This is a genomic window from Lactococcus fujiensis JCM 16395, assembly GCF_002441655.1.
Taxonomy (GTDB): Bacteria; Bacillota; Bacilli; order Lactobacillales; family Streptococcaceae; genus Lactococcus; species Lactococcus fujiensis.
In genome coordinates this window covers 311,320-323,234 of record NZ_JXJU01000001.1, presented here as the reverse complement: position 1 = coordinate 323,234, position 11,915 = coordinate 311,320, and the positions used below count along the sequence as shown (strand labels likewise).

Here is an 11,915-nt window from a genome sequence, read left to right as displayed (position 1 = left end):
CAAATTCTTTTACGATATGTCAATTACTTCAGACCTTGATAAACTTCCACCAAGTGGGCTGCTGTGAAACCGTAGGCTGGTAAAACAATTCCTGCTGGAGCTGACGCACCCCAGGTATCAACGGTTATCGTTGCTCCATCTAGTCCTACGTATTTGCCCCATCCGTAGCTTGTTCCTGCCTCGATTGCCACACGTTTGCGAACTGAACGTGGGAGTATTTCTTCGCGGTATTCTGCTGATTGTTCATCAAAAATATTCATTGAAGGCATGGATACGACACGAATCCCTTTACCAAGCACCTGCTTCGCTTCAATGGCCAATGCCACTTCTGATCCTGTCGCGATCAAAATGCCTTCCAGTGGGCCTTCTTCTTTGGAAAGAATGTATGCGCCACGATTCAAACCTTCTTCTGCTAATTCCGCTGTTCCTTCAAGAACTGGTAAGTTTTGACGTGTCAAAATTAATGCCGTTGGACGGGTTTGGCTTGTGGCCGCGCGACGCCATGCTGCAACAACTTCATTGCCATCTGCTGGTCGAATGACATCCAAGTTTGGCATTGAACGAACGCTGGCCAGTTGTTCTACTGGTTCATGAGTAGGCCCATCTTCACCAACCGCTATTGAATCGTGCGTCCAAACATAAGTCACTGGTAAACTTTGCAAAGCAGCCATTCGGACTGCTGGTAACATATAGTTTGAAAAGACAAAGAATGTGCCTCCATAAACACGTGTTCCACCATGTAAAGCAATTCCGTTCATGGTTGCACCCATCGCGAACTCACGGACACCAAACCAAATATTACGTCCTGCATAATTTTCTGGCATGAAATCATGTTCTGCTTTAGCCATCGTGTTATTTGAAGCAGATAAGTCCGCTGAACCGCCCCAGAAATTAGGCATTTGAGCTGACAATTCTTGGATGGCTTCTTGAGAAGTGACCCGTGAGGCTTTCGATTCTCCTTCTGCGTGCTTCGTCAATTCAAGTTCTGGACTTTCGTTGGCAAAGGCTTTAACGTACTGTTCCGCTAATTCGGGATACTGTTCAGCGTAAGCCACAAATGATTCATTCCAGACTTGTTCCAATCCTTCTCCACGGGCAACAAGCGTGTCCAAGAAACGTTTTGAAACTTCTGCTGGAACTTGAAATGGTTCGTAAGTCCAACCATAGGCTTTTTTAGCTGCTTCAATTCCTTCAATGCCAAGGGGGGCACCGTGAACCGCAGATGTTCCTTGTTTTGTTGCACCAAAGCCAATGACGGTTTTCACTTCAATGATTGTAGGGTGAGTGGTATCTTTTTTAGCCACTTCAATCGCTGCCGCAATTTCGTCTAAGTCGTTGCCATCCTTAACCAAAAGGTGTTGCCAACCATAAGATTCAAAACGTTTTTGGACATCATCAATGAATGATTGTTCCAAATTACCATCAAGTGAGATGTTATTTGAATCATAAAATAAGATCAATTTACCCAATTTCAATTTCCCTGCAAGGGAAGCTGCTTCTTGAGAAACGCCTTCCATCAAATCGCCGTCACCGTTGAGCGCATAAGTGTAGTGATCAACGATATCAAAGCCTGGTTTATTGTATTGAGCAGCCAAATGGGCTTCGGCCATTGCCATCCCAACCGCATTTGCGATTCCTTGACCAAGCGGACCGGTTGTTGCTTCAACACCGTCAGTGTGTCCCACTTCAGGGTGACCTGGTGTTTTCGACTGCCATTGACGGAATTGTTTCAAATCATCCGTTGTCACATGATAGCCCGCCAAATGTAAGAGACTATAAAGCATGGCTGAACCGTGTCCTGCAGATAAGACAAAACGGTCACGGTTGGACCATTTCCGACCAGTTTTTGGATTCACGTTAAGGAATTTACTCCACAAAACGTAAGCCATTGGTGCAGCACCCATAGGTAAACCTGGGTGACCTGAGTTGGCTTTTTGAACCGCATCAATTGAAAGTGTACGAATCGTGTTGACAGCTAATTGATCTGTTGTATCGAACATCTTATTCTCCATTTATCTTTTATTTATACCAATTATATCATAAGTTTTACTATAATTTTCAATAAAAAGTTAAAAATTTTTACTTTATTGAGCTTTTTTCATGAAAATTTTTTTCACTTCTTTATCTCGACTAAACAAGAAAAGCCAGAAATCAACTGGCCTATTTAATTTATTTCACTTTTGCTTTATCGCGCGCATTGAGAACCGAATTTATAACCAAAACGAGAACCAAGAATCCTAAAATTAGAGCAATCAAAGCGGTTGATCCTGCTTTCCCAGTCAAACCAAGTATGCCGCCAGACACAATATAATCTGAGTCTGCAAATGTTGATGCAGCACCTGCTCCAAATGAACCAAGGGCAGGCAAAATCAACAATGGGCCCCACGCTAAAATCAAACCATTGACGAATGAACCAATTACAGCACCCCGCACACCTCCAAAGGCATTTCCATAAACTCCGGCAGCACCACCACAGAAGAAAATTCCGACAACACCTGGAATAATGACTGTTGTATGTAAACCTAACATGGCTAACATTGAGAATACGCCTACCACGAATGATACGAAAAATCCAATTAAGACTGCATTTGGCGCATAAGGAAATACAATAGGTACATCTAATGCTGGTTTTGAATTTGGTACCAATTTAGAAGCAATACCTTGGAAAGCTGGAATTATTTCAGCTAAAATCATACGTACCCCTTGAAGCACGACAACAAATCCTGCAGCGAATGTACCCGCCTGTGTAATGGCATAAACAATGTAATTTGTCCCATTTGATAAGCTTGGTCCCTCAACGAATTTTGGACCTGCGATCAAAGCTAAAATAATATAAACAACCATCATAACAAGAGATATTGATACTGTCGAATCACGCAAAAACCCAAGATTTTTTGGAATATTTAATTTTTCAGTGGATTTTTCAGGATCAGGATTACCAAATTTTTCTCCGAGGTATCCAGAAAGCGCATAGCCCATATTTCCAGTATGCCCCATTGCAACACCATCATTCCCTGTAATTTTGCGCATGTAACGTTGTGTCAAAGCTGGCGTAATAGTCAACAAAGTTCCTTCAAATATGCCACCAAGCAAAATCGTTAACCATGAAGTTCCAAGCCCCGCAGAAGCTAATACAACGGCTGCCATCGTTGATACATAGAGCATGGCTTGTCCAGTTAAGAAAATATATTTAAACCGAGTAAATCGTGCTAAAATAATATTAACAACAAATCCGACAAGCATAATCAATGCTGCTGGTGTTCCAAATTTGACCAATGCCAACGCCACAACAGCTTCATTTGAAGGTACAATTCCTTTTGCATTAAAAACATGTTGAAACATGGCTGAAAATGGTGTCAAAGAATTAACCAAAATTCCTGCTCCACCAGTAAGAACCAAGAAGCCTGCAAATGTTTTAATACCTCCCTGAATAACTGCAGTAGCTGGCTTTTTTTGTAAAATCAATCCCAGCATTGCAATAATTCCAACAAGTAAAGCTGGTGTTGTTGCAAATGAAACGATAAAATTTAAAAATCCGTTCATCTTTATTTCTCTCCCTTATATTTATAAATAAAAATATTTCCTTAATTAATTATGACTTATATTTTCGCGATCCAAAACCGAATTTAAAGCTACACGAGCAACTTCACGATCTATGATCGTAGTCAATGGAACAATTTTTTCAGTCGGAATATTAGGAAGTGCCGAGGTCAATGTTGCTTCCACAAAGAAATAATCTGCAGCATCTGCAGTTGCTGAACCAACATCCATATGATCTAAATGAAAGTCATTGACATCAAGACCTTCTTCCTGTAAAAGTGATTGTAGATTGAGTTGAACCATAAAGCTAGTCCCGAGGCCTGATTGGCATACGCATGCAAATTTCATTTTGTTTCTCCTTTTTCAGATAAAATATGTTCTACTTCATTAATTGTTGTTGCATCTAATAATTTTTGTAACTCTTCTCTATTGGAAAGAATTTGGGTCAGAGATGACAAAGCTCGTAAATGTGCTTCGTTATCAATTGCTGAGAGGACGATGAAAATTTTTATCTCGTGATCGACGTCATCCAATAATTTCACCGGTTTTTCACATCTCAGGAATGTCATTCCGACTTTATTTACACCATCTTCTGGACGAGCATGAGGCAATGCAATTCCCATCCCTAAATCAACAAACGGGCCAAATTCTTTAATTCGATTAATCATCGCTGTGATATATGAGGGTTCAATTGAATTAGAATCCAATAAGGGTTGCGCTGCTAAAGTAATGGCATCTTCCCAATTTAATTCACGTTCAGTAAATTGAATATTTTTCCCTTTTATTAAATCTTGTAACATTAAACTTTCTTTCTCCTCTTCTCTTTTATTGAGTTTTATTTTTCTTTGCAAAACTTTTTTGATGTCCTCAAAACTGACATCTTCTCTTAACAGTGGCTTCAATAACTGAAATAATTGTTCTTCGGAAAACAATGGCAGACTGGGGAGTTCAAAATCATGAACAATTTGATTATAAAGTTGTCTTATTTCATCCTCTTTTGGAAATGGTGAAAAGAGATAGACTTTTTTGCTGCTTTCAACTTGGAGTGTTGAGAAGATAACATCATAAGAATGCACCGGAATTTCATCCAGTTGGGCAATTGAAGTTGCTACAACAAATTCCATGTTGGGAAAAAGTTCTGATAATCTTTTTTTCATAATCAGACTCGAACTTATTCCATTTGCGCAAAGGACAATCGCTTGTAATGCGCGTTGGTGCCTTTTCTTATAGATTTCCCCACCAAACAGGATGACAAAGTAGCCGAGTTCCTCTTGACTGATTGGGCCAGTTAAATCTGTCAGTGGTGACAATGCTTTTTCAATCAAATTGAATAAGTCTGAATACTCTTGTCTGATTCTTGTCAGCAAATGATTACTCGTTTCCAAGTGATAAATGAGCCTGAAATAGGCAGGATATAGGTGAGCTAACAAGGCATCGAAAGTCTTTGAGAAATCATCAAATTCCATTGCTGTTAATTTCATGACATTTTCCATAATTTGAAATGCAATACGATACAAGAAGTCTAATTGGTCATCTTCATAAATGCCATCACTTGCACCAATTAAAAGGGCAATTAAATTATTGCGCTCTGACAATGCAGTAATTTGACAACTTCCAAATTGAAAATTTTTAACGAGCTGAGGAAATCGGTCTTCAATAGAGTGGTCTTTCTGACGTACAGCCATCATTCCTGTATAGAATTGTAAAGCACGAAAGCGACTGTAAACTATATTCAAGTGATTCAGGCCTATCAAATTTTTTAATTGACAACTGTTCTGAGCCATAAAAAGTTGATTTTGACTATTTAGTACTTTTGATAAACTGTAAAAGCTATAATTATCAGTTAAATTCTGAACTTCTTGATAAGCAAAGCGCCTGATCCTCCATTCCTCACCAACCAAATAGAAGCCTCGTGTCTGATGGTACAGTATTTCAATTCCAGTATCTTTTAAATTCTGCCGTACTTGTTTAAGATCTGTCAAAATCGTGTTCTTGCTTGTATTAAGGCTTTCTTTGAAAGTTGAAATTGAGACACTTCCGAGTTCCAAAAAGATAAATAAGAAAATTAATCGCTGACGCTCACTTTTTTCTATTGTGACTTGTTTCGGCTTTAGAATACCAAAACGAATTTCTTCTAATCGGGATAGACTTTCTGGAAAGGCTATAACTTGATGATTATCTTCAATTGATTTTTCATTTGCTCGAATCAATTGTTCATTAAATTGACTGACAAGCGTGTTGACTTCTTTTTTATTAAGCCCAGTCAGCTCAGTTATCATCTCTATTTTCCAAAATCGCTTTTTTGAATAAAAAAGTTCATCGAGGTCATAGCTAATCATTTATTTCTCCTTACACATTTATTATATTTTATTTTTAAAGCAATAAAACGCTTTCTCGGTACAATTTAATCATTTTATTTTATGAAGCACTAGACCGCTTACATTTCAATTCTACTATATTTATAAATAATTTATAAAAAAGACAATACCTATTAAATATTGCCTTCATCTATTCACACAGATAAATACTAAAAAAGCCAGAATAAATTCTGGCTCCTAATTACCATTTGTGTTCATCGACGTTATCTTTTGTGACTAAATAAATTGGTGAATTTATAACTTTTTTCACTGACTTACCTTGGTAGTAATCAAATGCAGCTTGCATTGCCATTTCACCAATTTTTGCAGGTTGTTGTGCAATCGTGCCAGTCATTGTGCCATTTTTTATGGCTGTGTGTGATTCATCTTCACCATCAATTCCGAAGATTGCTATTTTCAGGCCAGTAGCTTGTACTGCCTTAGCAGCCCCAAGAGCCATTTCGTCATTTTGAGCAAATATCGCCTGGACACCAGAATGAGATTGAAGCATATTTTGAGTTGTATTCAAGCCGGTTGTCCGGTCAAAATTAGCTGATTGGCTGGATAAAATATTTAAACCAAGTGTCTTAGCTTCTGTATTGAACCCCTTACCACGGTCAATTGTAGCGGATGCCCCAGGTGTTCCTGATAGCTCCAATACTTTCGCATCTTTTCCTACTATATTTTGAATGGCTTGTGCAGCCATTTTACCTGCAGCAACATTATCAGAAGCAACTGTCGTCAAAACAGTTCCACCATTTGAGCCACGGTCCATCGCAATGACTGGAATATGTGCATTATTAGCCGCTTTAATTGCTGGAATAACTGCATCCGAATCCACTGGATTGATTAATATTGCGTCAACACCTTGACTTATGAAGTTTTGAATATCATTGAGTTGTGTTGCTGAGTCATTTTGGGCATCTGACACCGTAATTTTTGTATTGTTCTTTTGTGCCACTTTTTGAATGGCATCATCCATCGAGACAAAATATGGATTATTAGTCGTTGAAATTGAGATACCCAGTTTCAATTCATTTGGTTTTTTGTGAGTGACAGTAGTCGTTTCAGAATTTCCATCACGACCTGGAATACCCGTGTAAAAACTACAAGCTGCTAGGCTTGAAAGTGCAAACACGCTGACTGTACCTAAAATGATCTTTTTAAATAGTTTCATGACGATCTCCTTATGCTTTCTTTTTACTTCTTACGACATCAATCAGGACAGCAATGAGAATGACAATCCCTTGAATGACTTGTTGCCAGAAAGCTGATACACCAATAATATTAAGTCCATTATTGAGTACACCAATGATCAAAACACCAATCATTGTACCAAACATACGCCCTTTACCACCCATCAAGGATGTTCCACCGAGGACAACAGCAGCAATAGCATACATTTCATATCCTGAGCCTGCTTGAGGCGTAGCAGATGAAAGTCGAGATGTAATAATCAGACCAGAAATGGCGGACATCGCTCCAGACAATGTATATATCAAAATTTTAACTTTATTTAATTTAATTCCAGAAATATAAGCCGCTTTTTCATTTCCACCGAGTGCATAGACCGATTTACCAAATGCTGTTCTGTGAAGCAACACCCACAAAATTGCGAAGACGATAAGCATTAAGATAACGGGGAATGGAATACCAAGCAAGTAACCTTGTCCGATGTAAGCTAAGAAATAACCATCAAGCCCCTTTGTAATTGGATTCCCGTTTGTAAAGACTAGCGTTGCACCACGGAAAATCATTGATGTGGCTAATGTTACAATGAAAGGTGCTAATTTACCGTATGCAACCAGAGTCCCATTAATTGCGCCTAAAATCGCTCCGATAATTACTGCCATTAATACTGCAAGTGGTAACGGCATTCCTTGAGCAATCATTCCAGCTGATAAAGCACTTGAGAGGGCTAAAATCGCTCCGACTGATAAGTCGATTCCTGATGTCAAAATGACAAAGGTCATCCCGAATGCAATGAACCCATTAGCCGTTACTTGTAACAGGAGGTTGAGTAAATTGTTACCCGTCATAAAATTAGGATTGATCAGTGTAATGACAATCATCAAGACAATGAGGGCAAGCAACGTTGTCAGATTGCCCATTTTTTTTGTTATAGCTTTCACATTTTTCTCCTTAATCAACTGTTGCGAGTTGCATTATTTTTTCTTGACTTGCATCAGCTTTGTCTACAATTCCGGTCACTTTTCCTTCATGCATGACCACGATGCGATCCGAAATACCTAGTACTTCAGGTAAATCTGATGAGACCATAACAATAGGAACACCGCGTTCTGCCAATTCGTTCATGAGTTGATAAATTTCACGTTTGGCACCAACATCGACACCACGTGTCGGTTCATCCAAAATTAAAACTTTGGGAGCAATCCCAATCCATTTAGCGAGCACAACTTTTTGTTGATTTCCGCCTGACAAATCACCGACAGCTTGTTCGCTACTTGTCGCTTTTACATTTAAACGTTCATATAACTGGTTGACAAATTCGGCGGCAATTTTATCATCAAAAAATCCATTATGAATAAAATCTTTCGTACTTGGAAGGGTAATATTATCTTTGATTGAAAAATCAAGAATCAATCCTTCCTCTTTTCTATCTTCTGTAAGAAAACCAATCCCCTCATGAATCGCATCTGCAGGTGAATGAATGGTTAATTTTTTTCCATTGACTTCAATAGTCCCTGATGTAAGTTTGTCGATTCCAAAAATCGCGCGCATGACTTCTGTTCTACCCGCACCCATTAAGCCTGCAAATCCTAAAATTTCGCCTGATTTCACCTCAAATGAAACATTTTTAAATCGTTCACCAGAAAGGTTGTTTGCTTTGAAAACAACTTCACGAATGATCGCCTGTTTTTCAGGATAATAGTCCGTGATTTCCCGACCAACCATTTTTCGAACGAGCTCATCAACATTTGTGTCTTCTGTTGCTTTTGTATCAATGACTAATCCGTCACGCATGACAGTTATTAAATCACAGATTTTGAATATTTCTTCCATTCGATGTGAAATATAAATAATTCCGACACCTTTTTCTTTCAATCCGTTAATGACCTTAAATAAATTCTTAACTTCATGGTCAGTTAGGGCTGCTGTAGGTTCGTCCATAATCAAAATTTTTACATCTGACAAAAATGATTTCGCAATCTCGACCATTTGTTGTTGGCCAACAGACAAACTACCAATTTCCGCATTCAATGGAATGTTGACGTCCAATTTTTTAAAGGCATCCGATGCTTTTGCTTGCATGGTTTTGTTATCCAGCAAACCAAATTTATTTTTAATTTCACGTCCTAAAAATAAATTCTCTAAAACAGTCATGTCTTTCCAGGTATTCATTTCTTGGTGAATAAAACTGATTCCAAACTGTTCTGCCTCCTGAGGATTATTAAATTTTGTTTCACGCCCATCAATCAAAATTGTTCCTGAGCTGACTTGATATAGACCAGTTAACAAATTCATCAGGGTTGATTTCCCTGCCCCATTTTCGCCCATGAGAGCGTGGACTTGACCAGATTCAATCGTCAAATCGATGGATTCCAATACTTTATTGGTTCCGAATGACTTTGAAATTTCTTTCATTTCAATTTTCATTTATATCACCACCCCCGATTGTAAAATGATGTTGCTGTATGGTGTATCTTCTCCCGTTCGAATCACTGCTTTCACATTCTGATTCTGTTTTTTGAGCATCTCATGACTGACAAATTCAATTTCGATTTCTTGCGATTCTTTTGAAATGAGGGATAGAATGGAAGCCAATTGTTCTGGGTTTTGTTCCTTAATTTCTTCAGCTAGAAAAATCTTTTCAACCAAGATGTGTTCAAGATACTCTTTCAAAACATCCTGAAATGTTGGGAGCCCTCTGCGTAATGCTAAGTCGATCTTATTAACTCCAGCAGGGACAGGCAGTCCTAAATCACCAATACAAACTTGATCGGTATGACCTAAATCGTCGGCTAATTTTGCCAAATTGCTATTTAATATTCCATGTTTTTTCATATTTTTCATGACCTTTCATTTCAGATAAAGTTGGCATTCCACCTTGTGCACCAAACTTTTGCACAGATAAATGAGAGGCTAGAATGGCAAATTTTGTTGCCTCTTTAATGGATAAACCTTGCGTTATTCCGATTGCAAAGGCCCCATTCCAAGTATCTCCCGCTCCCGTCGTATCAGCTACTTTTGCTTTAATCGCTGGAATCAATTGTATTGCTTTTCCATCATGGAATGTAACTCCTTTAACACCAAGAGTGACTAAAAGTTTATTGGGGTATTTTGTCAATGTTTCTTCCAAAGTGGCATCGGGGAATAGTTCTGAACATTCGTGTTCATTTGGCGTAAAATAATCGACATATTCAATCATTTCCATGTCTGTTGGGCGTGCAGGTGCTGGGTTATATAGCACCTTGACTCCATTTTCTTTTGCATATTGAGCAACCGCCAAATTAGTCTGGTGAGGTATTTCATTTTGCAAGACAACAAGGGCACTGTCAGCGATGACATCCCATTCTGAGTCAAATCTTTCTGAACTGACCGCATCATTCGCTCCAGGAATGATGATGATGCGATTGTCCTCATCGAAAAGGGTGATTTGTGCAATTCCTGTGGTTTGTGGTACCGTTCCCACATGTTCGATCAAAACATGATTGTGAGTAAAATTTTTGCGAATTTCTTCTCCAAAACTATCCGCTCCAACTGCACCAATCATCTCAATTAAATCTGGAACAAGACGAGCCATCGCTACTGCCTGATTGGCACCCTTCCCACCAGGTACCATAGCAAACTGTTCACCAAAAACAGTTTCTCCTGAGTTGGGGACACGATTTGTGGTGGTTACTAAATCCATTGATATTGAACCAACGACTGTAATTTTTTTCATTTATTTCTTCTTTCTAATTGTTTCTCGTTCAACATAAGAGACTGGAAGTTCAATTTGTTTTTCCGATATCACTTGGCCGCGATCAATTTTGTAAATCAATTGTGCCGCTTCTGCTCCCATTTCATATGCATTCTGATGAATTGTTGACAAAGCTGGGTATGCAAAACGTCCAATTAAAATATCGTCATAACCGATCAGCTGAACCTGATCAGGTACTTTAATGCCCCGATCCAATAATTCACGTAAGTAAGCCAGACCGTGAATATCGGAAGGTGTAATGATGGTGTCTAAATCACGAAAATTGTCCAAGACTTCTTTCGCTTCCTTTTGTATTTCTTCAAACTGGTAAGTTTCACTATAAAATGTTCGAAAATTTACACGGTGTTCAAGTAAGTAATCACAGCTTGCCTTAAAACGATTGTTAATGTTTATTGCTGTCGTAGGACCACTGATAACTGCCACATTTTTTGCGCCCGCATCGGTCACCACCTCAGCTGCTAATCGGCCTCCAGCTTCGTTATCCGAAAATACACCATAGTCTGCGTTGTGCCCAACCCGGTCAACAATAACCTGTGGTAATTCAAAGTCTGGAAATTTCTTAGAAAAATCATGAACCGAAATGACACCAGCAGCGTTCAATTGAACTAAAACACGGAGATATTCTTCTTCTAATTCTGCATTTTCGCCGACATTCCCAAGCATAACGCGATACCCTTTTTCTTGAAGAAATTCTTCCACTCCTTTTGCTAGTCTTGGAAAGAATGGATTCGAGATATCAGGAAGTAAGAGACCTACCAATTGACTCCGCTTCGTTTTCAATGAACGTGCCGATAAATTTGGGATAAAGTTTAATTTGGTGATTGCCGCCTTGATTTTCACCTGCGCGTCTTGCCCGACATAACCGTTCCCTGCGATGTATCTAGAGACTGTCGATTTGGATACGCCTGCCTCCTCTGCTACTTTTTTTATCGTTACCATGCCATCTCCTGTTTATTTCTCATTATGGGAACGTTCTCATAATTCTTAACTCATATTTTACAGATATTTTCAATCGTTGTCAATAGAAAAATCAAGCGTTTACATTACTTTTAGTTTTCAATTAATATACAAAA

10 protein-coding genes are annotated in these 11,915 nt (G+C 38.7%); all 10 read right to left on the bottom strand.

Going from position 1 to position 11,915, the window contains the following annotated elements:
• Window positions 1–23: 23 nt before the first annotated feature.
• The 10 genes from tkt to RT41_RS01455 all read right to left on the bottom strand — a co-directional run bounded on the left by tkt (window position 24) and on the right by RT41_RS01455 (window position 11,781).
• Complete coding sequence (tkt, locus tag RT41_RS01500; RefSeq protein ID WP_096816964.1) at window positions 24–2,000, bottom strand: transketolase; 1,977 nt, start codon at window positions 1,998–2,000, stop codon at window positions 24–26.
• 169 nt (window positions 2,001–2,169) lie between these two features.
• The gene (locus tag RT41_RS01495) at window positions 2,170–3,543 is read right to left on the bottom strand and encodes a PTS ascorbate transporter subunit IIC (protein ID WP_096816963.1); all 1,374 of its coding nucleotides are present in this window, start codon (window positions 3,541–3,543) and stop codon (window positions 2,170–2,172) included.
• 45 nt (window positions 3,544–3,588) lie between these two features.
• Window positions 3,589–3,888, bottom strand: a complete 300-nt coding sequence (locus tag RT41_RS01490; RefSeq protein WP_096816962.1) for a PTS sugar transporter subunit IIB — start codon at window positions 3,886–3,888, stop codon at window positions 3,589–3,591.
• A complete protein-coding gene (locus RT41_RS01485) occupies window positions 3,885–5,879 on the bottom strand; it encodes a BglG family transcription antiterminator (protein ID WP_096816961.1) in 1,995 nt (664 codons plus the stop codon). The genes RT41_RS01490 and RT41_RS01485 overlap by 4 nt, the downstream gene beginning before the upstream one ends.
• A gap of 220 nt (window positions 5,880–6,099) precedes the next feature.
• Entirely contained in the window at window positions 6,100–7,074 is a 975-nt protein-coding gene (locus RT41_RS01480) for a substrate-binding domain-containing protein (protein WP_096816960.1), read from the bottom strand.
• A gap of 10 nt (window positions 7,075–7,084) precedes the next feature.
• The gene (locus RT41_RS01475) at window positions 7,085–8,008 is read right to left on the bottom strand and encodes an ABC transporter permease subunit (RefSeq protein ID WP_054638905.1); all 924 of its coding nucleotides are present in this window, start codon (window positions 8,006–8,008) and stop codon (window positions 7,085–7,087) included.
• A 31-nt stretch (window positions 8,009–8,039) separates the two neighbouring features.
• Complete coding sequence (locus RT41_RS01470; RefSeq protein WP_096816958.1) at window positions 8,040–9,515, bottom strand: sugar ABC transporter ATP-binding protein; 1,476 nt, start codon at window positions 9,513–9,515, stop codon at window positions 8,040–8,042.
• A complete protein-coding gene (rbsD, locus tag RT41_RS01465; protein ID WP_054639079.1) occupies window positions 9,516–9,923 on the bottom strand; it encodes a D-ribose pyranase in 408 nt (135 codons plus the stop codon).
• Complete coding sequence (gene rbsK, locus RT41_RS01460) at window positions 9,898–10,803, bottom strand: ribokinase (protein WP_096816957.1); 906 nt, start codon at window positions 10,801–10,803, stop codon at window positions 9,898–9,900. The genes rbsD and rbsK overlap by 26 nt, the downstream gene beginning before the upstream one ends.
• Window positions 10,804–11,781 (bottom strand): LacI family DNA-binding transcriptional regulator, encoded by a 978-nt coding sequence (locus tag RT41_RS01455; protein ID WP_054638906.1) that lies wholly within the window; start codon window positions 11,779–11,781, stop codon window positions 10,804–10,806. It lies immediately after the preceding gene.
• Between the last annotated feature and the right edge of the window lie 134 nt (window positions 11,782–11,915).

What these genes read in the sequence shown, in the direction of transcription:
- RT41_RS01480 (WP_096816960.1), bottom strand. Translation starts at nt 7,074, where the DNA reads ATGAAACTATTTAAAAAGATCATTTTAGGTACAGTCAGCGTGTTTGCA.
- rbsK (WP_096816957.1), bottom strand. Translation starts at nt 10,803, where the DNA reads ATGAAAAAAATTACAGTCGTTGGTTCAATATCAATGGATTTAGTAACC.
- RT41_RS01475 (WP_054638905.1), bottom strand. Translation starts at nt 8,008, where the DNA reads ATGGGCAATCTGACAACGTTGCTTGCCCTCATTGTCTTGATGATTGTC.
- rbsD (WP_054639079.1), bottom strand. Translation starts at nt 9,923, where the DNA reads ATGAAAAAACATGGAATATTAAATAGCAATTTGGCAAAATTAGCCGAC.
- RT41_RS01455 (WP_054638906.1), bottom strand. Translation starts at nt 11,781, where the DNA reads ATGGTAACGATAAAAAAAGTAGCAGAGGAGGCAGGCGTATCCAAATCG.
- tkt (WP_096816964.1), bottom strand. Translation starts at nt 2,000, where the DNA reads ATGTTCGATACAACAGATCAATTAGCTGTCAACACGATTCGTACACTT.
- RT41_RS01495 (WP_096816963.1), bottom strand. Translation starts at nt 3,543, where the DNA reads ATGAACGGATTTTTAAATTTTATCGTTTCATTTGCAACAACACCAGCT.
- RT41_RS01485 (WP_096816961.1), bottom strand. Translation starts at nt 5,879, where the DNA reads ATGATTAGCTATGACCTCGATGAACTTTTTTATTCAAAAAAGCGATTT.
- RT41_RS01490 (WP_096816962.1), bottom strand. Translation starts at nt 3,888, where the DNA reads ATGAAATTTGCATGCGTATGCCAATCAGGCCTCGGGACTAGCTTTATG.
- RT41_RS01470 (WP_096816958.1), bottom strand. Translation starts at nt 9,515, where the DNA reads ATGAAAATTGAAATGAAAGAAATTTCAAAGTCATTCGGAACCAATAAA.